Origin of the sequence: Embleya sp. NPDC050154, assembly GCF_044460165.1 — a bacterium.
GTDB lineage: Bacteria > Actinomycetota > Actinomycetes > Streptomycetales > Streptomycetaceae > Embleya.
Map to the genome: position 1 here is coordinate 220,028 of NZ_JBITJP010000007.1, position 24,631 is coordinate 244,658.

Here is a 24,631-nt window from a genome sequence, read left to right on the forward strand (position 1 = left end):
ACGTGCGAGGGCGACAGGTTCATCTGCGCTTGCGTAGTGGGATTGAATTCGCTTGTCAGGTACGGGACTTGGTCATTCTTCGGCCGCCTTCGCCGATTCTGTATCGGAGCGTGAGATACGTCGGCGGGGAAGACGCGACGCTTCGGCCGGACGGCACGCTTACGGAGTTGTGCGCCGTGGACAGGGGCATGTTGGCGACCGTGCAACCGCCGGTCGGCCCGGAGTGGTTCGCGTTGTTGTCCGACCTGGAGCGAGTCGGTTGCCCGTTGGGTGCGGTGGCCGATTGGGCGGAACCTCCGTTCCTGTTCGACGAGGAGGAGAAGGAGCGATGACGGCGATACCTACGCCTCCACCGACTGGCATCGGCTCGACACACGACAACTCGGGAGGCAAGACGATGGGGAACCACGCCAAGGACGACAAGGACGGCGACGCCAAGACCCCCCCAACGGCAGCGGGACGGCCAGTGGGACAGGCCCGTGCCGCCGAAGGACGAGGACCGCGACAAGGAGAAGGACAAGTGAGCACCTTGGTCGACTGGGACGCCGTTTTCGCGGGCACGCCCCGGCGCTCGTACGTCCCGGGGGTGGTGTGGGGGAGTGACGACGCCCTGATCGACCGCGACACCGACCCCGAAGCGTGGGCGGAAGCCGTCGCGGCCGACATCCCGCTTGTCACTCAGATGGATGACGGCATGTCGGGCGGGAGCCTGATCCCGACGTCGTCGGCATCGCAACCCTCCCTCGTGCGGCACATGCTCGAACAACTCGACGTCGAACCGGATCACGACATCCTCGAAATCGGTACCGGGACCGGTTGGTCCACCGCGCTGTTGGCCACCGCGCTCACCGCCGGCCGGGTGACCTCGATCGAGGTGGATCCACTCGTGGCGATCCAGGCGCAGGAGTCCCTGCGCGGCTGCGGCTCGGAACCGACCCTGATCGTCGGCGACGGGCTGCACGGCTACAAGGAAGGTGCCCCCTACGACCGGATTGCCGCCACCATGGCGGTACAACGCGTGCCGTACGCGTGGGTAGAGCAGGTGCGGCCCGGAGGGGTGATCCTCACGCCCTGGGGCACGGCCTTCCACAACTCCGGTCTCCTGCGCCTGGTCGTCGCGGCCGACGGCACGGCCTCGGGCCGATTCGTGGGCAATGTCAACTTCATGTGGGCCCGGTCGCAGCGCCCGAGGTTCGAGGCCCGGCGCTTCGTGGGTGACGTCATCGCCGACCCGAGCGTGGGCAGGGTCCGCCACACGACGACGGATCCGCGACCCCTTCAGGAAGAGCACGCGGATTTCGCGATCGGGCTTCGGCTGCCCGATGTCGAGCAGCGCACGTTCTTCGGGAGGGGAGCGCACGCCGGCGAGTTCACCACGTGGTACGCCGACGGGCAGTCCTGGGCATCCGTCGACTACGTACCGGACGCCCACTCGTTCGAGGTGAACGAGGGCGGGCCGCGCGACCTGTGGCGGGAGATCGAGGACGCCTACGCGGCGTGGCGTGCGCGGGGTGAACCCCCGCGCGAGGAGCACGGTGTCACGGTGACGGGCGATGGCCAGTGGGTGTGGCACGACGGGCCGCACGGTCGGATGGACTGCGGGCCGTCGATTCCCTGGAAGGCTCCGTAGAAGGAGACGGAGGGACGGCCCCGGCCCTCGAAGCGGCACGGCGTCGGGGCCGTTCCGATCCCGGTGTCGGCTACGGTGCGGCGGTCGGGTCCGTCCGGAAGACGACGATTCGGGTGGCACCGTGGAAGCCCGCCGGACGTTGCCACAGGCTCCGGACAGCGGGGCGATCCCCGCCGGAGTGTGCGCCCTCCTCGGGCGCGCCTGGGCAATACGGTCCCCGATCCCGTCATCCCGCGGTCCTGTGATCCCCCGATCCCGCAGTCCCGCGGCCCCGATCCCGACCTACGCCAACGCGTTGACGATCGTGCCGAACACCCGTGGCAGGCGGTGGGCCGCGGGGACGATCAGGCGGGCCGTGTGTGGGTGGGAGCGGGCGGTGAGGAGGGATTCGGTGAGCAGGCGGTGGCGGAGGGAGAGCCGGCGCCAGTCGGATTCGTAGCGTTCGGGGCTGCCCGCGACGAGGGCGGCGACCAGGGCTCGGGCCGAGGCCAGGGCCAGCGCGACGCCCTCGCCGGTGAGCGCGTCGGTGTAGCCGGCCGCGTCGCCGACGAGCAGGACGCGGCCCGCGACCCGGGTGCGGACCCGGCGGCGCAGTGGCCCCGCGCCGCGCACCTCGCCGGCCGCCGCGCCCGCCAACCGATCCCGCAGCGCCGGGAAGGCGGCGAGGTGGTCGTCGTAGGAACGACCGCGCGGCCCCAGCATCGCGACGCCGACCAGGTCCGGGCCCACCGGCGTCACGTACGCCTCGCCGCGCGGCGACCAGTGCACCTCGACGAAGTCGGTCCACGGTGCGACCTCGAAGTGCCGGCGCAGCCCGTACCGCCGGGCCCGGCGATCCGGCACGGCGGGCCCGAGGGTGGCCCGGATCGGAGAGTGCAGGCCGTCGGCGGCCACCAGCCAGTGCGCGCTCAGCCCGGCCGCGGTCACCCCGTGCGCGTCCTGCCGCACGTCGGTGACCCGCCCGACCGTGTGCTCCACGCCCAGCGCCAGCGCCCGTTCGTACAGCGCGGCGTGCAGCGTGGTCCGCCGTACGCCCAGTCCCGGTCCCTCCCGGAATCTCGCCTGCACCGCGTGCCGGGTGTCCAGGTACCGGATCCCGGCCAACGGCCGCCCCGCGGGCGTGATCCCCAGCCGGGCCAGCGCGGCAACGCCCGTCGGCATCAGCCCCTCGCCGCACGCCTTGTCCACCGGCGCCGGCCGCGGCTCCACGACCACCACGCGCAGCCCCGCGAGCGCGCCGTGGATCGCGGTGGCCAGACCCGCCGGCCCACCGCCGGCGACGAGCAGGTCGATCACGCGGTCGCCGCCGACAGCGCGGTCGACTCGCAGCGGATCCGGACCACCATCAGCGCGGCGTTGAGTCCGGTGAACGCGAGCGCGGTGACCCACGCGCCGTGCACGAGCGGCAGGGCCAGGCCCTCGACCGCGACCGCGACGTAGTTGGGGTGCGGCAACCAGGGCAGCCGGTACGGCCCGGTGCGCACCAGCGGAAGTCCCGGCACCACCACGACCTGGGTGTTCCAGCGCGGCCCCAGCGCCGTGATGCACCACCAGCGCAGCGCCTGCGCGGCGAGCACGAGGGCGAACATCGACCACCCGAACCAGGGCACGAACGGTCGGTCGCCCAGCCCCACTTCCAGGACGCACGCGGCCAGCAGGCCGACGTGCAGCACGACCATCGGCGGGTAGTGCCCCTGTCCGCTGACCACGCCGCCCCGGGCCAGGCTCCAGGCCAGGTTGCGCCGGGAGACCACCAACTCGGCGACGCGTTCGAGGGCGACCAGGCCCACCAGTGCGAAATACCAGTACATCCCCGACCTACCACTCCAGGAGGACGAGCTCGGAGCAGAACCCCGGGCCCATCGCGATCATCAGGCCCGGCGTACCGGGATCGGGCCGGGCGGCCATCGTGTCGCGCAGCACGTGCAGCACCGAGGTGGACGACAGGTTTCCGGTCGAGGCCAGCGAACGCCACGTCAGGTCCAGGGCGCCGGCCGGGAGTTCGAGCGTCTCGGCGACCGCCTCGAGCACCTTCGGGCCGCCCGGGTGGCAGACCCACGCGGTGATGTCGGCCGGGGTCAGGTCGTGTTCGGCGAGGAAGGTCCGCACGTCGCCGCCCAAATACTCGCGGACCACGTCGGGGACGTCCGAGCCGAGCACGATCCGAAACCCGGAGCCGCTCACGTCCCAGCCCATCACCCGGGCCGAGTCCGGATACATGCGACTGCGGCTGGAGACCACCCGCGGTCCGCGCCCGGGCCCGGTCCGCGCGTCGCCGCAGGCGATCACCGCGGCCGCGCCGTCGCCGAACAGCGCGCCCGCGACCAGATTGGCGATCGAGGCGTCGTCGCGCTGGAGGGTGAGCGAGCACAACTCGACCGAGACCAGCGCGGCGACGTGCTCGGGCCACCCGCGCAGGTAGTCGTGCAGGCGGGCGATGCCGGCGGCGCCCGCGACGCAGCCGAGGCCGAACACCGGCAGCCGCTTGATGTCCGCGCGCAGGCCGAGCCGGCCGACCAGGCGCGCGTCGATCGAGGGCACCGCGAGGCCGGTCACCGTGGTGAACACGATCAGGTCCAGGTCGCGCGCGCTGAGCCCGGCGGCGCCGAGCGCGGACTCGACCGCCTCGGCCGCGAGCTCGACCGCGACGTCCAGGTAGGCGTCGTTGGCGGCGCCGAAGTCGTCGAGCTTGGCGTAGTGGTCCAGCGGCAGCGCCAGATGGCGGGTGTGCACCCGGGCACTCGCGTGCAGCCGATCCAGGACGCGGCGATCGGCGCCGGCGGGCAGGCACATCGCCGCGAACGCCTCGGTGATCTCGGCTTGCGGGTATCGGTGCGGCGGCAGTGCGCCACGGACGGCTGCGATGCGGGTCATGGCGTATCCCCGGCTGGATGAGGAGCGAAGACGCTGGGCGGCGAACGGAACCGGCGGCGAGCGGGAACGCTGGAACAGTGCCCAGCGGGAACACCGAACCCACGTCGTTTGCCCGCACTCGTCGCTCGCATGCGCCGGACGTACGCCGGCTACCCGGAGAGGACACCCACGTGAGTGAAGCCGCCACGCCGAGCGGAGCCACCCCGCACACCCCCGCACACCCCGGCGGGCGTCCCGCCGAACACGCGCCCGTGCTTGGCCTCCTGTTCGCCTGCCACCTCGGTCCGACGCTCGCCGTCACGGCCCTGACCACCGCGCTCGCCGTCGCGGCCGGGCGCGACGCCAAGGGTTGCGCGCTCGTCGGCGCGGCGGTGCTCAGCGGGCAGTTGTCGGTCGGCTGGTGCAACGACGCGGTGGACGCGGACCGCGATCGGGCCGCCGGGCGCATCGGCAAGCCGGTCGTCGCCGACCTGGTCACGGCCGAACGGGTGGCACTCGCCGCCCGAACCGCGCTCGTGGCGTGCGTACCGCTGTCCTACGCGTCGGGGCCGGCGGCGGGCACCGCGCATTTGGTCGGGGTGGGTGCCGCGTGGGCGTACGACCTCGGGGTCAAAGGCACCGTCGGGTCCTGGGTGCCCTACGCGGTCGGCTTCGCGAGCCTGCCCGCGTTCGTCGCGTTCGGGCTGCCCGGGCGGCCCGCGCCCGCGTGGTGGGTCGTCTCCGCCGCCGCGCTGCTGGGCTGTGGCGCGCATCTGGCGGACGCGCTGCCGGACCTGGGTGTCGACCACGCGGGCGGCGTACGCGGCCTGCCGCACCGGCTCGGCCCGACCGGGATCCGCACGCTCACCCCGCTGCCGCTGCTCGGCGCCACCGCGCTGCTCGCGTACGGCCGACCGGACCGGGCCGGCCGGCTCGCGCTGGCCGGTGCCGGCGTACTGGCCGCCGCGGGCGCGCTGCTCGGCGGCCGACGCCCCGCCGTTCCGTTCGCCACCGCGATCGGTGTCGCCGCGATCGACGTGGCGCTCCTGCTGCGCCGGGGGACCGGCATCGCCCGCGCCGGCTCACGCGCCGTCCGGCGAGTATCACGCCAATGCGCGTAGACCCCGGCCGGCCAGAGCCGTTTCGGTATGCCCTGGAAAATCGCCCGATGGGATGAAATGTCCCCATCGCTGCTTGACATTCTGTCAAATTGGATCTTCGTAATTAACAATCTGTCCCATTGTCCCGTACAGAGCACCAGGAAATCATTCATGCCCATAGCTCGATCCCGGATTCGCCCAAACCGCCCGCAGATCGGGCACCGCGAGTCAGCTCGTGCCATGCCGGCCACCTTGTCCCCTCATACCTGGAGGAACCCGCACATGAGCGGACGCCTTACCCACCGCCGCCTGATCGCCTGTGCCGCAACCCTGGTCGCGGGCTCCATGCTCCTGACCGGCTGTGGGGACGATGGCGGCGACAGCGCGCTCGGCAAGAAGGACGAGAACGCGCCGTTCTTCAAGATGCTCCCGCCGGACGTCCAGAAGTCCGGCAAGCTCAAGATCGGCTCGGAGATCGCGTACGCACCGATCGAGTTCATGAAGGGCGGCAAGGCCGTCGGCGTGGACCCCGAGCTGGCCGCCGCGCTCAGCAAGCAGCTCGGTGTCAAGTACGAGTACAAGAACTCCCCGTTCGACTCGCTGATCACCGGGATCACCTCCAAGCGCTTCGACCTGGTCATGTCCGCGATGACCGACAAGAAGGAGCGGCAGGGCCAGGGCCTGGCGTTCGTCGACTACTTCCGCGCCGGCACCTCGATCCTGGTGCAGAAGGGCAACCCGCAGAACATCAAGTCGCTCGACGACCTGTGCGGGAAGATCGTCGCGCTCCAGCAGGCGACGACCAACGAGGACGTCGCCACCGCCCAGTCCAAGAAGTGCGAGGAGTCGGGCAAGGGCGCGATCACGATCCAGAAGTACGAGCACGACGGCGAGGCCCTGCTCAAGCTCAAGAGCGGTGCCGCCGTCGCCGACCTCAACGACTTCCCGGTCGCCGCGTACAACGCGCAGACCTCCGGTGACGGCAAGGACTTCGAGGTCACGGGCGAACAGATCGATGCCGGCCTCTACGGCATCGGCGTCGGCAGGGACAACCAGCAGCTCCAGCAGGCGCTGAAGTCGGCCCTGGAGGCGCTGATCAAGAACGGCGAGTACGCCAAGATCCTGAACAACTGGAAGGTCGAGGCCGGCGCCGTCACCGAGGTCACCATCAACGGCGGCACCTCCTGATCCGAGGTCCGGCCCCGCCCGCCCAGCGGCGGCGGGGCCGGACCCGGCGGACCGTCCCACCGGGCCACCCCGTGCCCGCGCCCGCACTCGTGCTCCAAGAGGAGGTCACCTTCCCGTGACCACACCCCCAACCCCCGCGGCCGACAAACAGCCGGCCAAACGGGAACACATCAAAGCGATCCCCGTGCCGCACTACGGCCGTTGGGTCGCCGCCGTCGTGGTTCTGGCCCTGGTCGGCCTCCTGATCAACGCGTTCGCGAACGCGAAGATCCACTGGAGCGTGACCGGCGAGTACCTGTTCGACGAACAGATCATCAAGGGCGCAGTCAACACGCTGAAGATCAGCCTCTACTCGATGGCGCTCGGGCTCGTACTCGGCGTGCTCGCCGCGATCGGGCGACTGTCCGGCAATCCGGTCACCGCGACCGTCTCGTCGGTCTACATCTGGTTCTTCCGCGGCACGCCGGTTCTGGTCCAGTTGCTCATCTGGGGCAACCTCGCGCTGATCTTCCCGACCATGTTCGGCCATAACACCAACAACTTGATCACCCCGATCTGGGCGGCGCTGCTCGGCCTCGGCATCAACGAGGGCGCGTACATGGCCGAGATCGTGCGATCGGGCATCCAGTCCGTCGACGAGGGCCAGACCGAGGCGGCCCACGCGCTCGGCATGTCCAAGGGCCGTACCCTGCGCCGGATCGTGCTGCCGCAGGCGATGCGGGTGATCGTGCCGCCCACCGGCAACGAGTTCATCAACATGCTCAAGACGTCCTCGCTGGCCAGCGTGGTGGTCTACCCCGAGGTGCTGCAGAAGGCCAAGGACGTGTACACCAACAACCTCGCGGTGATGGAGCTGCTCTTCGCGGCCTGCTTCTGGTACCTGCTGCTGACCACCGTCTTCAGCATCGGCCAGTACTACCTGGAACGCCGCTTCTCGCGCGGGGCCAGCCGGGCGCTGCCGCCCACCCCGCTCCAGCGGATCAGGGCCAACCTGTTCCCGACCCGGCGTTCGGGAGTCGAGATCCGATGACGACCAACTTCGACAAGCCCGCGCCCGGGGCGGCCGGCTCCGGGCAACCCATGGTCAAGGCCGAGGACGTCTGCAAGTCGTTCGGCCCGCTGGAGGTGCTCAAGGGCATCGACCTGGAGGTAGGCGCCGGCGAGGTCATGTGCATCGTCGGCCCCTCCGGCTCCGGCAAGTCCACCTTCCTGCGCTGCATCAACCACCTGGAGAAGGTCAACGCCGGGCGGTTGTGGGTGGACGGCGAACTCGTCGGCTACCGGGAGAAGGACGGCAAGCTCTACGAGCTGCGCGACAGCGAGGTCGCGCTCAAGCGGCGCGACATCGGCATGGTGTTCCAGCGCTTCAACCTCTTCCCGCACATGACCGCCGCGGGCAACATCATGGAGGCGCCCACCCAGGTCAAGGGCATCAGCAAGCCCGCCGCCCGGGAGCGCGCGCACCAACTCCTGGAGCGGGTCGGCCTGGGCGACAAGGCGGACGCCTACCCCGCCCAGCTCTCCGGCGGCCAACAGCAGCGGGTGGCCATCGCCCGCGCGCTGGCCATGGACCCCAAGCTGATGTTGTTCGACGAGCCGACCTCCGCGCTCGACCCCGAACTCGTCGGCGAGGTCCTCGACGTCATGCGCGGCCTCGCCGAGGAGGGCATGACGATGATCGTGGTCACCCACGAGATGGGCTTCGCGCGCGAGGTCGGCGACTCGCTGGTGTTCATGGACGACGGACTCGTGGTCGAGGCGGGGGTGCCCCGCGAGGTGCTGAGCAACCCGCAGCACGACCGCACGAAGGCGTTCCTGTCCAAGGTGCTGTGACCGGCCGGACACGATGTGCTCCGTCCGGGGCGGTGATCCGCCCCGGACGGAGCAATTCCGTTCGCGCTCCGCGTCGATTGGGGTAGGGGCAACGGTGTAGCCCGGATCGGGAGTCCGGGGTTCCACACCGCGGAGGAATCCGTCATGCCGCACACCGCCAACCGCCTGGCCGCGCTGACCCAGCAGGTACTCGGCCGCCCGTCGCCGATTCGGATCCGGGCCTGGGACGGCAGCGAGGCGGGGCCTCCGGACGGCCCGACCCTGGTCGTCCGCAACCGACGCGCGCTGCGCCGGCTGATGTGGAAGCCGGGCGAGCTGGGCTTCGCGCGCGGCTGGGTGTCCGGCGACCTGGACGTGGACGGCGACCTCTACGACGCGCTGGACCGACTGGCCGGCATCGCCCTGCACCGCGACGAGCCGCCGCCCGTGAGCGCCCCGGCGGCCAAGGCGGTCGCCATCCGCACCCACCACCCCGAGCGCCCGCTGCCGTCCGTGCGGGCCGCGCTCGGCGCGCTGCGCCCGATGGGCGAGGCGCTCACCCTGACCGGCCTGCCGGTACCGCCGCCCGCGCCCGCCGAGGAGGTCCGCCGCCGCCGGGGCATGCTGCACAGCCTGCGCCGCGACCAGGAGGCGATCCGGCACCACTACGACGTCGGCAATGAGTTCTACGCGCTGATCCTGGGCCCCTCGATGGTCTACTCGTGCGCCTACTGGGACCGCCCCGACGCGACCCTGGAGGACGCCCAGCGGGCCAAGCTCGACCTGGTCTGCCGCAAGCTGGCGCTGGGCCCGGGGATGCGGCTGCTGGACGTGGGCTGCGGGTGGGGGTCGATGGCGCTGCACGCCGCCGAGCACTACGGCGTGCAGGTGGTCGGCATCACCATCTCGCGCGAACAGGCCGACCTGGCCCGCAAACGGGTCTCCGAGGCGGGGCTGACCGGCCGGGTCGAGATCAGGATCCAGGACTACCGCGAACACGCCGACGGCCCCTACGACGCGATCTCCTCGATCGGCATGGCCGAACACGTGGGCCGGATCCGCTTCCGTGAGTACGCCGACTCGTTGTACGAACTCCTGCGTCCCGGCGGCCGGTTGCTCAACCACCAGATCGCCCGCCGCCCTGCGCGGGACGAATCCGCCTACCACGTCGACGAGTTCATCGACCGCTACGTCTTCCCGGACGGCGAGCTGACGCCGGTGGGCAGCACGGTGTCGGTGCTGGAGGAGGCGGGCTTCGAGGTGCGGGACGTGCACGCGCTGCGCGAGCACTACGCGACCACGCTGCGCGCGTGGGTGGCCAACCTGGAGGCCGCCCGGGACCGCGCCACCCGGCTGACCTCACCGGGCAGGGTCCGGGTCTGGCGCCTGTACATGGCCGCCTCGGCCCTGGCCTTCGAACAGAACCGCATCGGCGTCAACCAGATCCTGGCGGTCAAGACCCCCGCCTCGGGCCGCTCGGGCATGCCGCCGACCCGGACGATGTGACCGGCGGGCGCACGTGCCCCGAAGCGCGGCGCCGCCCGCGCCCGAAGTCCGCCCTACTCGCCCTCCGCCGGCGGCAGTGACCGGCACAGCGCCTCCACCGCCGCCGGGTACGCGTGGTCCGGGGGCGTCGCGTAGCCGACCACCAGGCCGTCCGGAGCCGAGCCCGTCGCGTCCGGGTGGCGGAAGGCGGCCAGGCCGTCGAGGGCCAGGCCCTGCCAGGTGGCGGCCTTGACCGCGGCGGACTCGGTGCCGGGCGGCAGGCGCAGCACGGCGTGCAGGCCGGCGGCGATGCCGGTCGCGGTGACGTGCGGGGCGTGTTCGGCCAACGCGGCGAGCAGATGGTCCCGGCGGGCGCGATAGCGCCGGCGCATCCGGCGGATGTGCCGGTCGTAGTGGCCGCCCTCGATGAAGTCGGCGAGGGTGAGCTGATCGGTGACACCGGCCCACGCCTCGCGCAGGCCCTTCACCGCCAGGACGTCGTCGACCAGGTGCTCGGGCAACACCATCCAGCCGAGCCGGATCGCGGGGGACAGGCTCTTGCTGACCGAGCCCACGTACACCACGCGGTCCGGATCCATGCCCTGGACCGCGCCCACCGGACGCCGGTCGTAGCGGAACTCGCCGTCGTAGTCGTCCTCCAGCACGATCCCGCCCCGGGCCCGTGCCCAGTCCAGCACGGCGACCCGTCGCTCGGGCGACAACGGGCCGCCGGTGGGGAATTGGTGAGCCGGCGTCAGCACGGCCACGCGCGCGTTCGCCCGCGCGGCCAAAGCGTCGGTGTCGGCGCCCTGTTCGTCGATGTCCAGGGGCAGCGTGCGGATCGATGCCGCGTCCAGGATCGAGCGGTGGAAGGCGAGCCCGTACGACTCCACGGCGGCCGGCCCGCGCAGCACACCGGCGAACAGCAGCCGCAACGCGTGCGCGAAGCCGGAGCAGATCACGATGCGATCCGGATGGGTACGCACCCCGCGCACCCGCGCGAGGTAATCGGTCAGCGCGGCCCGCAACTCCGGACGCCCCTGCGGATCGCCGGGTCCGAACGCCTCGTTCGGCGCGGCGTTCAGCGCCCGGCGGGCGGACGCGACCCACGCGGTACGTGGGAAGGACGCCGCGTCCGGCTGCCCCTGGCGCAGATTGTGGGTCGAGCCGGCGGACCGCGCGGGCAGTTCGGTGCGGGCGCGGCGGCGCGGCGCGGCGAGCGGTTCGACCCGCCGGGCGACCCGGGTCCCGGAGCCCTGACGCGCCGTCAGCCAGCCTTCCGCAACCAGCTCGGCGTACGCGTCGGCGACCGTGTTCCGGGCGATGCCCAGATCGGCGGCGAGTGACCGGTACGGCGGCAGCGGCGTGTCCGGTGCCAGCCGACCGGTGCGGATCGCCGTCCGGATCGCCCCGATCAGCACCGCCCGCCGGCTGCCCGTACCGGACAACTCCAGATGCAGGTCACGGCCGCTCCACTCGGCGGAATTGACCTCGTCTTCCGACATGGAACTGCACCCTATACCAGGTCTCTTTCGCGCCTACCTTCGTCACATGAGCTTCGTCGACATGAGCAGCGAGCACCGCACCGAACGGCCCACCGAGGCCGCCCCCGAACCCCGTTCCCACCCCGATCCCGAGGCCCGCCGCGTCGACTTCGCCCGCGCCGTACCCAAGGTGTTCAAGGCCCTGATCGGTTTCGACGCCGCCGCTCGGGAGGGACTGGACGCCGCGCTGGTCGAACTGGTCCAGATCCGCGTCTCGCAGCTCAACGGCTGCGCGTACTGCCTGCACATGCACTGGACCGACGCGCACAACGCGGGCGCGAACGACGAACGCCTGGCCCTGGTCGCGCTCTGGCGCGAGGCCGCGCACTTCTTCACCGAGCGGGAACGGGCCGCCCTCGCGCTGACCGAGGCGCTGACCCTGGTCGCCGCCGACGGCGTCCCGGGCCACGTCTACGCCCGGGCCGCGGACCGATTCGACGAAGGCGAACTGGCCCACCTGATGGCCCTGATCCTCGCCGTCAACACCTGGAACCGGATCGCGATCGGCACCGGCAAGCTCGCCGGCACCGACCAGCGCGCGAAGCGGTGACGACCGCCCCGGCTACGGCTTGCGGGCCACCGCGCCCAGGACCAGGCGCTGGGTGACCGAGAGGGTCGCCTCGTCCACCGGCTCCTCGGGCCGCCACAGGTCGATGTAGACCAGGCCCGGGTCGGCCGTCTCCAGACCCTCCAGGTAGGCCGCGATCTCCTCGCGCTCGCGGAAGCGCCCGCTCTTGTGCGAGCCCTGCATGACCCGTTCCAACTGCTCCGACTCCGGGCCGCTGTGCAGGAAGTGGGTCAGGAACAGCCAACTCCCGGACGGCAACGCGTCGAGGTAGGTGCGCACCAGCCCGGCCGGATCCTCGTCGTCGTTGATGTGGTGGATCACGCCCAGCAGCATCAACGCGATCGGCCGATCGAAGTCGATCAGGCGCAGCAGGTCCGGGTTCTTCAGGATCGACTCGGGCTCGCGCAGGTCGGCGGTGATCACCGTGGTGCGGTCGTTCTCGGCGAGCAGCGCGCGACCGTGCGCGAGCACGATCGGGTCGTTGTCGACGTAGACCACGGTGGTCTCGGCCGCGATCGCCTGGGCGACCTGATGGGTGTTCTGCGCGGTGGGCAGACCCGATCCGATGTCGACGAACTGGCGGATGCCCTGTTCGACCAGGAAGCGCACGCCCCGGTGCAGGATCCGTCGATGGGCGCCGGCGTCGTGTTCGAGATCGGGCGCCACCGCGATCAACTTGCGGGCCACCTCGCGGTCGGCGGCGTAGTTGTCCTTCCCGCCGATCAGGAAGTCGTAGATGCGCGCGACGCTCGGCACGTTGACATCGATGCCCGGCGGCGGTCGCTCACCGGCGGGCTCCGTCGACCACACTCGGTCTCCAGCGTTCTCGGTCATGATCTCGACACCTCGCGGCCGCCGGTTGGGGGTGGTGCGGCACACCGCCGATGGTAAACCGCAGGCAACGCGGCTGGTCATCAATCCCCGTGCTGCAAACGGCAGTTGGTGCCCACACGGGCGGAAAAGTCGGCAGATGTACCGCCCTGTCGGGTCGCCCGCGCAGGCCCGATCGCAGGCTGTGGCGCGGCGGGCCCGGTGCCCGGCGGCCGGCCGGCGTTGCCTCGCCCCCGCTCCACCCCGTGCCTCCCGCCGCCGTTTAATCCGGCGACACCGCCGACCCGGCCACCTACGCTGACGATCTCCTCGGGTGGCCGTCTACCACCCGCCGTACCCGGCGCGACCAACGCGCCCGCAACCAAGGGAGTTGCCGCCATGCCGCGCGCCCTCGTCCGCGACCTGTCCGAACATCTCGACGAGAGGGTCACCGTCCACGGGTGGGTCGACACATTGCGCCGGCAGCGCCGCATGCAGTTCGTCGTGGTGCGCGACCACACCGGTCGGGTCCAGGTCACCCACCGCCGCGTCGGCGCCGACGACCCGATCGAGGCCGCCTTCGAGCAGGTCACCCCCGAGTCGGCGGTCCGGATCACCGGCCGGGTCGTGGCCAACGACGTGGTCCGACTCGGCGCTTTGGAACTGCTTCCCGAGCGGGTCGAGATCCTCTCGCGGGCCGAACCCGGGCTGCCGATCGACGCCCACACCGGCCCGGACCGCCGACTCGACTGGCGATTCCTCGACCTCCGGCGCCCCGACCGACGGCTGGTGCTCGACGTGCAGAGCACCGTCGAACAGGCGATGCGTCGGGTCACCGCGGCGGAGGGCTTCACCGAGCTGCACACACCCAAGCTGATGGGCACCGCGTCCGAATCCGGCGCCGAGGTGTTCACCGTCGACTACTTCGGCCGCCCGGCCTACCTGGCCCAGTCGCCACAGTTCTACAAGCAGATGGCGATCGCGGCCGGCATCGACAAGGTCTTCGAGATCGGCCCGGTCTTCCGCGCCGAGCCGTCCTACACGTCCCGGCACGCCACCGAGTTCACCGGCGTCGACGCCGAACTGGCCTGGATCGACGGGGTCGAGGACGTGATGGCCTTCGAGGAGCGGTTGTTGCGGGCGGTACTGGACGACGTCCGGTCCGTGCACGGGGCGTCGATCGAAGCACTCCTCGGCGTCGAGGTGACCGTCCCCGAGTTGCCGTTCCCGCGGATCACGATGGCCGACGCGCTGCGCCGATTGCGGGCCGAGGGGTGGGACCCGACCGGTACCCGGGTCGACCTGGACCCGGAGGGCGAACGCGCGCTGTCCGCGTCGATCGCGGCGGAGACCGGGCACGAGTTCGTCTTCGTGACCCGCTTCCCGGCCGGGATCCGGCCGTTCTACCACCTGCGTCCGGACGACGACCCCACGCTCACCGAGAGCTTCGACCTGCTGTGGAAGGGCGTCGAGATCACCACGGGCGCGCAGCGCGAGCACCGTCACGAAAGACTGCTCGCCCAACTGCGCGAGAAGGGCCTGGACGCGGCACCGCTCGCGTCCTACCTGGACTGCTTCCGCTACGGCATCCCGCCGCACGGCGGTCTGGGCCTGGGGCTGGGCCGACTGCTGATGCTGCTCCTGGACCTGCCGTCGATCCGGGACGCGACGTTCCTCTTCCGCGGTCCGCATCGGCTGACGCCCTGACGCCCTGACGGCGACGCCGGGGCGTGGCACGGAAGGTGTGGCGCCGGGTACGGACGGAGGCCGCCGGTGTGGCGGTCCGTCCGTACCCGGGGTCCTGCTGCCTAATCCAGGTAGTCGCGCAGCACCTGGGAGCGGGACGGGTGGCGCAGCTTCGACATGGTCTTCGACTCGATCTGGCGGATCCGCTCACGGGTGACCCCGTAGACCTTGCCGATCTCGTCGAGCGTCTTGGGCTGACCGTCGGTGAGCCCGAAGCGCATCGAGATCACGCCGGCCTCGCGCTCGGCGAGGGTGTCCAGGACCGAGTGGAGCTGTTCCTGGAGCAGCGTGAAGCTGACCGCGTCGGCCGGCCGGATCGCCTCGGTGTCCTCGATGAGGTCACCGAACTCGCTGTCGCCCTCCTCGCCGAGGGGGGTGTGCAGGGAGATCGGCTCGCGGCCGTACTTCTGCACCTCGACGACCTTCTCCGGGGTCATGTCGAGTTCCTTGGCCAGCTCCTCCGGAGTGGGCTCGCGGCCCAGGTCCTGGAGCATCTGGCGCTGCACGCGGGCCAGCTTGTTGATCACCTCGACCATGTGGACCGGGATGCGGATGGTCCGCGCCTGGTCGGCCATGGCCCGGGTGATCGCCTGGCGAATCCACCAGGTGGCGTACGTGGAGAACTTGAAGCCCTTCGTGTAGTCGAACTTCTCGACCGCACGAATGAGACCGACGTTGCCCTCCTGAATGAGGTCCAGGAAGAGCATGCCGCGACCCGTGTAGCGCTTCGCCAGCGAGACCACCAGGCGGAGGTTGGCCTCCAGAAGGTGGTTCTTGGCACGCTTGCCGTCCTCGGCGACGAGTTCGAGCTCGTGCCGGAACTGCGGGGTCAGGCCGGGCTCGGAGTCCAGCTTCTCCAACGCGAACAGGCCGGCCTCGATGCGCTTGGCGATCGACACCTCCTGCTCGGCGTTGAGCAGCGAGACCTTGCCGATCAGCCGCAGGTAGTCCTTGACCGGGTCCGCGGTGGCACCCGGCGTGGTGACCTGCTGCTGCGGTGCGTCGTCCTCGTCCGTGGTGAGGACGAAGCCGCTCGGACCGACCTCGGGAGCCGCCGCCTCGGCGGGCTCGTCGAACAGGTCCTCTTCGACCAGTGCCTCGTCGCCGTCCTTGGGGGCGGGCGACTCGACGGCAGTCGTCTCGGTGGTGGTGGTCTTCTTGGCCGCGGCCTTCTTCTTGGCTGCGGCCTTCTTCGGCTTCGGAGCAGATTCCACGACGGACTCTCCCGATTCCGTTGCCGCGGGCGTGACTTGCGCGGGCAAGGTCTCTGTGTTCTTGACACGGGTTGAGCGCGTGGATAGCGTCTTCTTGACAGATCGCCGAGTTGTGGCTACGTCTCTCCGTTGGGTCTCTTTGACCGGGTTGACGGTCAAGGTCACACCGGCCTCATCGAGGACCTCGTTGAGGCTACGGAGGATGCTCTTCCACTGCGTCGCAGGGATGGCATCGGTTTCGAAGGCTCGGCGTATGTCCTCGCCGGTAATCGATCCTTCGGCACGGCCACGCTCGATGAGCGCCACCAGAGATTCCGATTCGGCGATTCTGTTGGGAAGCGTGCTGGACGAGCTCGGGGTCACAAATAACCTCTCGGTTCACGCGGGCATGCTGCGGCGCCGCAACTACACCGAATCGATGACGCATCCGCGGGACCGGATCCGTCGGCGCTGCCGGCGCCACTCAAGGCATCGCTCCGATCGGTACAAGTGTTACGCCTCCGCGAGCGTGACCTGGGTCACGTCGGTCCGCAGGGGCTTCGAGCTGTGGGTTCCCCAGTGTGCGGGACGGCCCGCTGATCTGCGTGGTCGCGCCGGTGAGCCCGGGGTTCCGGGCCCGACGACACTGCCGTGGCCGGGGATCGACGATATCCGAGTGCCGATGCTGCGGGGTCGAATTTTCTCGTGCTGGTGCGGATCGGGTCGGGCATCGGCGTCGGTCGTGCGGTCCTGAACCTGTCTTGAGAATGCCCGCCTGCCGGCGCGTTACGCACGGGGCGGACCTCCTCGGTGCGGTGCGGGTGCCCGGGCCGACTCCTCGGGGCGCCGCGGCCGGGCCGCCGGCGGGACCCGCGGAAAGCGGCGGGCGGGATTTCCTCGGTCGGGTCGGCGGTAATGCGTGCGGGCGGCGGACGCGGCGCGGAAATAGCGGTGCGCGGTGTGTGATTTCTTCGGCTATCCGAGTGACGGCGGGCGCGGTTGTGCGATGACGATCGGCGGGATAGGGCGGACGTGTCGACGCGGTAAAGGATCTCCGCCGCGATCTTCGTCGCACACTATTCGGCTAATCGATACGACAATCGAAGTGCGGCCGCGCGAGATCGATTCGGCGCGGTGATCGGGAGTCCGACGCGCGGAATAGTGGGCCGTGCGGAAGATGACGCGCGTGGATGACGTGTGAGTGATCAGTGGATCGATATACGGGTGCGCAAACGGGTGGTGAATTCGATCATCGGGCGGGGCTGCTGCGGGCCGGCGGGCCTGCCGGCCCGCAGCCGGCCGGGGCCGGGCCGGGTGCGCGCGTGCCGATGGGCGGCCGACGGCTCTGTTCGAGTCGTCGGCCGCCCATCGCGGCATCGGGTCCGGCGCGGTGTCGCTTCGGTGCGGGCCGGGCGGTCCGGCCGTGGGGTCAGGCGGACCAGGCGCCGGTCGGGGCCGCCGCGCGGACGAAGTCGGTGAAGTCGCGGGCGGGGCGGCCCAGCGCGCGCTGCACGCCGTCGGAGATCTTGGCCTCCAGGCCGCGGTGGATGCCGTTCAGGGCCGACGCCCACATGGTCGCGTCGAGTTCGGGCAGGCCCCGGGCGATCAGCTCGGCGGTGTACCCGGCCGGGTCGACCGGGACGTAGCGGGCCTGCCGGCCGGTCGCGGCGGCGATCTCGGCGAGGGCCTCGTCGAAGGTCACCGCCCGGGGCCCGGACAACTCGTACGTCTCGCCGGCGTGGCCGGGGTCGAGCAGGGCGGCCACCGCGACGGCGGCGATGTCCTCGGTGTCGACGAAGGACACCGACGCGGCGCCGGTCGGCAGCGTCAACTCGCCGGCGCGCACCTCGTCGCGGAAGAAGCCCTCGCTGAAGTTCTGCGCGAACCAGCCCGGACGCAGGATCGTCCATGCGATGCCCGAGGCGCGCAGGGCCGCCTCCAGGTCGAGGCGAGCCTGGTTGCCGGGGTCGTCGGCGGCGAAGTAGCCGGGGACGTCGGTGCCGCGCGCGGAGAGCAGCACGATGCGCTCGACCCCGGCGTCGGCCGCTCGGCGGACGAAGGCCGGACCGGTCGGGACACCGTCCAGGGGCACCAGGTAGACGGCGGAGACGCCGGCCAGCGCGGGGCCCCAGGTGCGGTCGTCGGTCCAGTCGAAGCGCTGTTCGGCGGAGCGGGAGGCGACGCGCACGGCGGCGCCGCGGGCGCGGAGCGCGGTGACCACCCGGCTGCCGGTCTTGCCGGTGCCGCCGAGAACGAGGATGGGGAACTGCGTGGTTTCCGTCATGCGTCCAGCTTGATCCGGGCCGGGCCCGGCCGACATGGGCGAGAAACCGGGGGACATGTGCGTACGTCCGGGGCGACCGGGTGGGGTCGGGGCACGCCTGTTCCCGTTCGTCCAAGACCGGCGCGCCCGGCGCGAGCAGACTCGGAAGCGCGAGCATCGCACGATCGAAGGAGTCGACCATGTCGCAGACCGTCACGCCGATGATCTCCTACCAGGATGCCGCCGCCGCGCTGGACTGGCTGAGTCGGGCGTTCGGCTTCCGGGAGGTGACTCGGATCATGATGCCGGACGGTTCGGTGGGCCACGGTGAGTTGGCCACCCCGGAGGGCGGGCTGATCATGCTCGCCGAGCCGACGCCCGACTACCGCTCGCCCCGGCGGCACGCCGAGACCTGCGCGGACGCGGACAAGTGGTTGTCCGTGCCCTACGTGGTGGACGGCGTGCACGTCTACGTCGCCGACCTGGACGCGCACTTCGCCGTGGCCCGCGACGCGGGCGCGACCGTGTTGGCGCCGCCGCGCGACACCGGGCACGGGCGCGCCTACACCGTCGCCGACCCCGAGGGACATCGCTGGATGTTCGAGCAACTGCCCCGATAGCGGCGTTACGCCGCGTGGGTCGTGCGGTAGGCGGTGGGGCTCAGGCCGCGGACGCGCTTGAAGGCGGTGCTGAAGGCGAACGGGTCGGCGTAGCCGACCCGGCGGGCCACGGCGGCGACCGTGGCGTCCGGTTCGGTGAGCAATTCGGCGGCCAGGGCCATCCGCCACTCGGTCAGGTAGGTGAGCGGCGGCGTGCCGACCCGGGCGGTGAAGCGCTCGGCGAGGGAGGTGCGGGAGACGCCCGCCTCGGCGGCCAGGGCGGCGATCGTCCACGGCCGGGCCGGGGCGTCGTGGACCGCGCGCAGAGCGGTGCCGACGACGGGGTCGGCCAGGGCCAGGTACCACGCGGGCGGATGCGCCTCGGGGCGGTCGAACCAGGCGCGGAGCGTACAGACCAGCATCCAGTCGAGCAGCCGGTCCAGGACGAAGCTCTGGCCCGGCCGGTCGGCGGCGACCTCGGCGGAGACGAAGCCCAACACCGCCTCGCAACCCTGGTCGTCGGGGACGACCAAGGTTTGGGGGAGCGCGGCGGGCAGGCGACGGCCGATGTCGGCGTGCGCGCGGTAGGAGCCGCAGAGCAACTCGGCGAAGGCCCCGTCGTCCGGGTCCGAGTCCGTCCCCGTCTCGTGCCCCGGGCGCGCGTCGGCGACGAACGTGAACGGCGCGGGACCCCGGACCAGGGCGGCGTCACCCGGGCGCAGCGGGAGGGAGGGGCCGTCCTCGGGGACGAGTCGGCCGCTGCCGCGCACCACCGTGCACAGGGTCAACGGCGCGCCGGAGGTGATCCGTACGGAAGTCCCCGGGGGCAGCGCCCGTCGGTCGAAGAGCGCGTCGTCGGCCCTGATCCCGCGCAGCAGGTCACCCAAACCGTCCATGTGGCGAGCCTAGGTCCTGGCTCCGGAGCGCTCCCAGGGCGTGTCCTCAAGACACGTCTCTCTAGGGCAGGTAGCCGGGGCGGCGGTCCGGTTCGATCGGGCCGGTCAGTCGGGCTCGGGCGCGGGTCAGGCCGGTGAGCAGGGCGTCGCGGACCTCGGTCGGTGCGATCACGTCGTCGTAGGACAGCGCGTTCGCCGAGCGCCACGGGCCGCTCGCCTCGTTCGCGGTGAGCCGGCGGGTGGTGTCCGCGTCCTGCTTCGCGGCGGCGGCGCCCGCGGCGGCCGGGATGCCGCCGAGGGTGACGCCCGGCAGCGCGTACGACACGGTCTGCGCGTCGAACGGGTTCATGGCCATCACCGAACTGCCGAAGCCGAACGCCTTGCGCACCGTCAGGTGCAGCTTCGGAACGCGCAGGCGGTGCTGGGCGGCGAACAGTCGGGCCGCGGCGCGCAACACACCCGAACGCTCGGCGGCGGTGCCGGCCAGGACGCCGGGGTTGTCCGCGAGGAAGACCACCGGCAGGTGGAACGCGCCCGCGACGGACAGGAAGCGGGCGGCCTTGTCGGCGGCGTCCGCGTCGATGGTGCCCGCCCGGACCGCGGGTTGGTTCGCCAGGACCGCGACCGCGTGGCCGCCGAGACGGGCGAGCGCGGTGACGATCGAGGCGCCGTAGGCCGGCTGCAGTTCCAGGAGTGTGCCCGCGTCGAAGACCTCGGCCAGCACGGTCTTGACGTCGTACGGCCGGCGCGGGTCCGGCGGGATCAGGTCCAGGAGCGCCTCGGTGGCTCGCGGGGCGGTGTCGGTGTTGCCCGAGTCCGCTCCCGCGTACGGCGGATGTTGCCAGGCGTGTGACGGGAAGTAGGAGAGGTAGCGGCGGGCCAGGCGCAGCGCCGCCGTGTCGTCGCGAACGGCGTTGTGCGCGACGCCGCTGACAGCGCAGTGCACCCCGCTGCCGCCGAGGGTGTGCTTGTCCACCCGCTCGCCGGTGGCGGCCTCGACCAGGGGTGGGCCGGCGGTGAAGAGCGCTCCGGTGCCTTCCACCATGATCACGAAATCGGACAGCGGCGCGGTGAGCGCGCCGTGCCCGGCGGACGGGCCGTGCACGATCGCGACGGTGGGGACCAGTCCGGCGAGGTCGGCCAGGGCCTGGAGGTCGTTGGGCGTGGCCGTGTGGCCGGCGAGCGCGTTGCCCGCCCGGTGGCCGGCGCCCTCGAGCAGGGTCACCAGCGGCGCGCGTTCCTGACCGGCCAGCCGGACGAGTCGGGCCCGCTTGGCGGCGGCGCCGGGGCCGATCGAGCCGCCCTGCACGGTGAAGTCCTCGGCGCCCACGAACACCGGGCGGCCGTCCAGCAGCCCCGAACCGGCCACGAACGCGTCGGCGGGGATGTCCGCGCCGCCGGTGAGCGTGCCCAGTTCCGCGAACGAGTCGTCGTCGAGGAGGGCCGCGACTCGGACCCGGGCGGACATCCGGCCGGGGGCGGCGACCGTGTGGCGCGCGACCTTCGCCGGGCCGCCCATGGCTCGTGACCGGGTTCGGCGCTCCTCCAGATCGGCGAGCAGCGTTTGCCAGGCGGTCCGGTTGTCGGGGGCGGGACGTCCTTCGGTGTGCACGGATCTCCCGTCGGGTGGGGCGGGGCGGGTGTGTGGGGCGTGGGCTGCGGGCTGCGGGCTGCGGGCTGTGGGCTCGTGGCGCCGGCCGGGTGGGCCGGGCCGCCTGAGCCGGGCCAATGTAGCGGCGGTCGCGTGCGGGCGACAGGGCCGAAGTCGCCGGGTGCGCGGCACGAGCGTGGTGGATATTTCAGATCGAATCCGGGTGAATCGGACCTCATCATGCTGAGCGGCATTGCTCATTCGTGCGTGAAACTGCTATCAAATGAATAGTTTCAAGCATGCGAGTGCAGCAGTGCGCAGTCCGCGCGGTGCTGCGCGCCAGGACCCGGGAGCGTCATGACGACCGTGAACCACACCACTGCCGAGATCGCCACTCAGCCCGATCTGTGGGCGCGTGCCGCCGCGCTGGCCGCGGACTGCGCCGGACTACCGAGCCCCGGTGAGCGGGTCGCGATCGTCGGATGCGGAACCTCGTGGTTCATCGGCCAGGCGTACGCGGTGCTGCGCGAGCGGGCCGGGCTCGGCGTCACCGACGCGTTCGCGGCCTCGGAGTTCCCGGGCGTACGGGACTACGACCGGGTCATCGCGTTGACCCGCTCCGGCACCACCACCGAGGTACTGCGGCTGCTGGCGGAGATCCGGGGCACGGTCGCGACCACCGCGATCACCGGCACGCCCGGGACGCCGATCGTGACCGCGGCGGACGAACTCGTGATGCTCGACTTCGCCGACGAGCGTTCGGTCGTGCAGACCCGGTTCGCCACCACCGCCCTCGCGCTGCTGCGGGCGCACGTCGGCGCGGACCTGGACGGGGCCGTACGGGACGCGAAGGAGGCCGTCGCGTGGCTGCCCGAGCCGGAGTTCGTGGGCGCGGAGCAGTTCACCTTCCTGGGCTCGGGCTGGTCGGTCGGGCTCGCGGCGGAGGCCGCGCTGAAGATGCGCGAGGCCGCCGGGGCGTGGACGGAGAGCTACCCGGTGATGGAGTACCGGCACGGGCCGATCAGCATCGCCGCGCCGAACCGGGTCACCTGGGTGTTCGGGCCGGTACCCGAGGGCCTGGCCGAGCAGGTCGCGGCCACCGGTGGCACGTTCGTGGCCGGAGCGCTCGACCCGATGGCGGAGCTGGTCCGGGTGCAGAAGCTCGCGGTCGCGATCGCGGAGAGCCGCGGCCTGAACCCGGACGAGCCGCGGCACCTCACCCGGTCCGTGGTGCTGGACGCGTCGTGAGGGACACGGTCGGCGCGGGTGTCGACGGCGGGCCTCGGGACGGGTCCGTCGAGTCCGTCGGGTCCGTCGGGCGGAGGGCGTCGTGATCGTCACGGTGACGCCGAATCCGGCCTGGGATGTCACCTACCACCTGGAACGCATGATCCGACACGGCGCGAACCGGCCGGCGTCGGTCGAGGGACGGGCCGGCGGCAAGGGCGTCAACGTCGCACGCGTGCTGCGCTCGCTCGGCGTCGCCGTCACCGCGGTGGCCCCGTTGGGCGGTGCCACGGGTGAGCGAATACGGGCCGACCTCGCGGCGGCGGACATCGCGTTGACGGCGGTGCCGGTGGAGGGCGAGACGCGCTGCACCACGACGATCGTGGAGACCGACTCGGGCGGCGCGACGTCGCTCAACGAACTCGGGCCCGCGCGGACCGCGCGGGAATGGGCTCTGGTGGTCGCGGCCACGACCGAACTGCTGCCGGAAGCCTCGGTGTTGGTGTTGTCCGGGAGTCTGCCGCCGGGCGTTTCGGCGAGCGGCTACGCGGAGTTGGTGACGCTCGCTCGGGCCGCGCGGGTGCCGGTGCTGCTGGACGCCTCGGGGCCGGCGTTGTCGGCCGGTGTCGCGGCCGGGCCGGACGTGGTCAAGCCGAACGCGGACGAGTTGCTCGCGGTGACGGGTGAGGCGGATCCGCTGCGGGCGGTCGCGCGGCTGGCGGGGACGGCGCGGGCCGGGACGGCGGTGGTCGCCTCGTTCGGTCCGGAGGGCATGCTCGCCGGGACCGACGAGGGCTGGTGGCGGGCGACGCCACCCACCTCGGTACGCGGCAACGCCACCGGCGCGGGTGACGCGGCCGTGGCGGCGCTGGCACGCGGGTTGGCCGAGGGCGGACCTTGGCCGGACCGGTTGCGGGACGCGGTGGCGCTGTCGGCGGCGGCGGTGGCGGCGCCGATGGCGGGCGACGTGGACGGCGAGTTGTACCGGACCTGGCTGCCGAGGGTGCGGGTCGATGTGGTGGAGCCGCCGCGATGAGGCCGCGCCGCGGGGTGGCCGGGACGCGGGCCGGTGGGTGTGCGGTCGGCTTGCGCGCGGTGGGGTGGGGTGGCGCGGGTGTGAGTGCGCGTCTTTTGGGTGCCGGTATGGGTGCCGGTGCCGGTGTGGGTTTGGGTTTGGGTGTTCGGGTGCCGGGGTGCTCGGGGCCGGTTGTTGTCGGGATCGTTCACGAGGAGAGATGACATGCCGTTGACCTCGACGGGGATATTGACCGACGCGGCGCGTGCGGACGGGGTCGGGGTGGCCGCGTTCAACGTGATCACGCTGGAACACGCCGAGGCGGTGCTGATCGCGGCGGAGGAGGCGGGACTGCCGGTCGTGGTGGCGATCAGCGAGAACGCCGTCAAGTTTCGGCGTGGGCGGCTGGGTCCGTTCGCGGCGGCGTGCCGGGCGCTCGCGGAGGAGGCGGCCGTACCGGTCGCGTTGCACCTGGACCACGTCGAGTCGGTGGATTTGCTGACGGCCACCGAGGGGACCGGGATCAGCTCGGTCATGTTCGACGCGTCGCGGCTCGCCTACGCGGAGAACGTGGCGGCCACTTCGGACGCGGTGGCCTGGGCGCACGATCGCGGGATCAGCCTGGAGGCCGAGCTCGGCGAGGTCGGCGGAAAGCCGGGCCATCCCGCGCTCGACGCGCACGCGCCGGGGGCTCGCACGGATCCGGACGAGGCCGCCGCGTATGTGCGGGCGACCGGGGTCGACGCGTTGGCCGTGGCGGTCGGCAGCAGTCACGCGATGCTGGACCGTACCGCCACGCTCGACCACGACCTGATCGCGCGGTTGCGCGCGGCGGTGGACGTGCCGCTGGTGTTGCACGGGTCCTCGGGGGTGCCGGACGCGGAGCTGCGGCGGGCGGTGGGCGCGGGGATGACGAAGATCAACGTGGGCACGGCGCTGAACATCGCCTACACCGGCACGCTGCGGTCGCGGCTGGTCGCCGAGCCGGGGAAGGCCGATCCGCGGCCGGCGCTGGTCGCTGCGCGGTCGGCGATGGTGGATGCGGTCGGTGGGCTCTTGCGGGTGATCACCGGCGCGGTCTAGCGCCTTTGTCCTCAAACGCCGGACGGGC

The 24,631-nt window shown here is 71.9% G+C and carries 22 protein-coding genes; 13 read left to right on the forward strand and 9 right to left on the reverse strand.

Features of this window, described 5'->3' with window-relative positions:
* The first annotated feature begins 176 nt into the window (after positions 1-176).
* A complete protein-coding gene (locus ACIBSV_RS17440; protein ID WP_395863801.1) occupies positions 177-332 on the forward strand; it encodes a hypothetical protein in 156 nt (51 codons plus the stop codon).
* Between the two features lie 188 nt (positions 333-520).
* Positions 521-1,630 (forward strand): hypothetical protein, encoded by a 1,110-nt coding sequence (locus ACIBSV_RS17445; RefSeq protein WP_395863803.1) that lies wholly within the window; start codon positions 521-523, stop codon positions 1,628-1,630.
* 282 nt (positions 1,631-1,912) lie between these two features.
* Here the strand turns inward: ACIBSV_RS17445 and ACIBSV_RS17450 are convergent, their stop codons facing one another.
* From ACIBSV_RS17450 to ACIBSV_RS17460, 3 genes are read right to left on the reverse strand one after another with little or no spacing between them, the layout of a single operon-like run.
* The gene (locus ACIBSV_RS17450) at positions 1,913-2,926 is read right to left on the reverse strand and encodes an NAD(P)/FAD-dependent oxidoreductase (protein ID WP_395863805.1); all 1,014 of its coding nucleotides are present in this window, start codon (positions 2,924-2,926) and stop codon (positions 1,913-1,915) included.
* Positions 2,923-3,441 (reverse strand): isoprenylcysteine carboxyl methyltransferase family protein, encoded by a 519-nt coding sequence (locus ACIBSV_RS17455; RefSeq protein ID WP_395863807.1) that lies wholly within the window; start codon positions 3,439-3,441, stop codon positions 2,923-2,925. The genes ACIBSV_RS17450 and ACIBSV_RS17455 overlap by 4 nt, the downstream gene beginning before the upstream one ends.
* A 7-nt stretch (positions 3,442-3,448) precedes the next feature.
* Positions 3,449-4,582 carry a type III polyketide synthase gene (locus ACIBSV_RS17460; RefSeq protein ID WP_395864069.1) on the reverse strand — a complete coding sequence of 378 codons (1,134 nt, stop codon included), beginning with the start codon at positions 4,580-4,582 and terminating at the stop codon, positions 3,449-3,451.
* A gap of 92 nt (positions 4,583-4,674) precedes the next feature.
* Between ACIBSV_RS17460 and ACIBSV_RS17465 the strand changes: the two genes are divergently transcribed.
* The 5 genes from ACIBSV_RS17465 to ACIBSV_RS17485 all read left to right on the forward strand — a co-directional run bounded on the left by ACIBSV_RS17465 (position 4,675) and on the right by ACIBSV_RS17485 (position 10,089).
* Positions 4,675-5,604: a UbiA family prenyltransferase gene (locus ACIBSV_RS17465; protein ID WP_395863809.1), complete on the forward strand. Its 930-nt coding sequence runs from the start codon at positions 4,675-4,677 to the stop codon at positions 5,602-5,604.
* A 261-nt stretch (positions 5,605-5,865) separates the two neighbouring features.
* Positions 5,866-6,771 (forward strand): ABC transporter substrate-binding protein, encoded by a 906-nt coding sequence (locus ACIBSV_RS17470; protein ID WP_395863811.1) that lies wholly within the window; start codon positions 5,866-5,868, stop codon positions 6,769-6,771.
* Positions 6,772-6,886: 115 nt separating this feature from the next.
* Positions 6,887-7,801 carry an amino acid ABC transporter permease gene (locus tag ACIBSV_RS17475; RefSeq protein WP_395863813.1) on the forward strand — a complete coding sequence of 305 codons (915 nt, stop codon included), beginning with the start codon at positions 6,887-6,889 and terminating at the stop codon, positions 7,799-7,801.
* Complete coding sequence (locus tag ACIBSV_RS17480; protein WP_395863815.1) at positions 7,798-8,604, forward strand: amino acid ABC transporter ATP-binding protein; 807 nt, start codon at positions 7,798-7,800, stop codon at positions 8,602-8,604. Before ACIBSV_RS17475 ends, ACIBSV_RS17480 begins: the two co-directional genes overlap by 4 nt.
* 144 nt (positions 8,605-8,748) lie before the next feature.
* The gene (locus tag ACIBSV_RS17485) at positions 8,749-10,089 is read left to right on the forward strand and encodes a class I SAM-dependent methyltransferase (protein WP_395863817.1); all 1,341 of its coding nucleotides are present in this window, start codon (positions 8,749-8,751) and stop codon (positions 10,087-10,089) included.
* Between the two features lie 53 nt (positions 10,090-10,142).
* Here ACIBSV_RS17485 and ACIBSV_RS17490 read toward each other — a convergent pair whose 3' ends face one another.
* Entirely contained in the window at positions 10,143-11,573 is a 1,431-nt protein-coding gene (locus tag ACIBSV_RS17490) for a PLP-dependent aminotransferase family protein (RefSeq protein WP_395863819.1), read from the reverse strand.
* Positions 11,574-11,619: 46 nt separating this feature from the next.
* On the opposite strand from ACIBSV_RS17490, the gene ACIBSV_RS17495 reads away from it, so the two are divergent.
* Positions 11,620-12,162, forward strand: a complete 543-nt coding sequence (locus ACIBSV_RS17495; protein WP_395863821.1) for a carboxymuconolactone decarboxylase family protein — start codon at positions 11,620-11,622, stop codon at positions 12,160-12,162.
* Positions 12,163-12,174: 12 nt separating this feature from the next.
* On the opposite strand, the gene ACIBSV_RS17500 is transcribed toward ACIBSV_RS17495, so the two are convergent.
* The gene (locus ACIBSV_RS17500) at positions 12,175-13,014 is read right to left on the reverse strand and encodes an SAM-dependent methyltransferase (RefSeq protein WP_395863823.1); all 840 of its coding nucleotides are present in this window, start codon (positions 13,012-13,014) and stop codon (positions 12,175-12,177) included.
* 375 nt (positions 13,015-13,389) lie between these two features.
* Here ACIBSV_RS17500 and aspS point away from each other — a divergent pair, with 375 nt between their 5' ends.
* Positions 13,390-14,697, forward strand: a complete 1,308-nt coding sequence (gene aspS / locus ACIBSV_RS17505) for an aspartate--tRNA(Asn) ligase (protein WP_395863825.1) — start codon at positions 13,390-13,392, stop codon at positions 14,695-14,697.
* A gap of 101 nt (positions 14,698-14,798) precedes the next feature.
* Here the strand turns inward: aspS and ACIBSV_RS17510 are convergent, their stop codons facing one another.
* Positions 14,799-16,313 carry an RNA polymerase sigma factor gene (locus tag ACIBSV_RS17510; protein ID WP_395863827.1) on the reverse strand — a complete coding sequence of 505 codons (1,515 nt, stop codon included), beginning with the start codon at positions 16,311-16,313 and terminating at the stop codon, positions 14,799-14,801.
* A 1,045-nt stretch (positions 16,314-17,358) separates the two neighbouring features.
* A complete protein-coding gene (locus tag ACIBSV_RS17515) occupies positions 17,359-18,213 on the reverse strand; it encodes an NAD(P)H-binding protein (RefSeq protein ID WP_395863829.1) in 855 nt (284 codons plus the stop codon).
* A gap of 179 nt (positions 18,214-18,392) precedes the next feature.
* Between ACIBSV_RS17515 and ACIBSV_RS17520 the strand changes: the two genes are divergently transcribed.
* A complete protein-coding gene (locus ACIBSV_RS17520) occupies positions 18,393-18,812 on the forward strand; it encodes a VOC family protein (protein WP_395863831.1) in 420 nt (139 codons plus the stop codon).
* Positions 18,813-18,817: 5 nt separating this feature from the next.
* On the opposite strand, the gene ACIBSV_RS17525 is transcribed toward ACIBSV_RS17520, so the two are convergent.
* Positions 18,818-19,687: an AraC family transcriptional regulator gene (locus ACIBSV_RS17525; protein ID WP_395863833.1), complete on the reverse strand. Its 870-nt coding sequence runs from the start codon at positions 19,685-19,687 to the stop codon at positions 18,818-18,820.
* 61 nt (positions 19,688-19,748) lie between these two features.
* Positions 19,749-21,299, reverse strand: coding sequence for an acyl-CoA carboxylase subunit beta (locus ACIBSV_RS17530; RefSeq protein WP_395863835.1), 1,551 nt, complete (start codon positions 21,297-21,299; stop codon positions 19,749-19,751).
* A gap of 336 nt (positions 21,300-21,635) precedes the next feature.
* On the opposite strand from ACIBSV_RS17530, the gene ACIBSV_RS17535 reads away from it, so the two are divergent.
* From ACIBSV_RS17535 to ACIBSV_RS17545, 3 genes are all read left to right on the forward strand, one after another.
* Positions 21,636-22,526, forward strand: coding sequence for an SIS domain-containing protein (locus tag ACIBSV_RS17535; protein ID WP_395863837.1), 891 nt, complete (start codon positions 21,636-21,638; stop codon positions 22,524-22,526).
* A gap of 82 nt (positions 22,527-22,608) precedes the next feature.
* A complete protein-coding gene (locus ACIBSV_RS17540; RefSeq protein ID WP_395863839.1) occupies positions 22,609-23,541 on the forward strand; it encodes a 1-phosphofructokinase family hexose kinase in 933 nt (310 codons plus the stop codon).
* Between the two features lie 204 nt (positions 23,542-23,745).
* Entirely contained in the window at positions 23,746-24,603 is an 858-nt protein-coding gene (locus tag ACIBSV_RS17545) for a ketose-bisphosphate aldolase (protein WP_395863841.1), read from the forward strand.
* Positions 24,604-24,631: the final 28 nt, after the last annotated feature.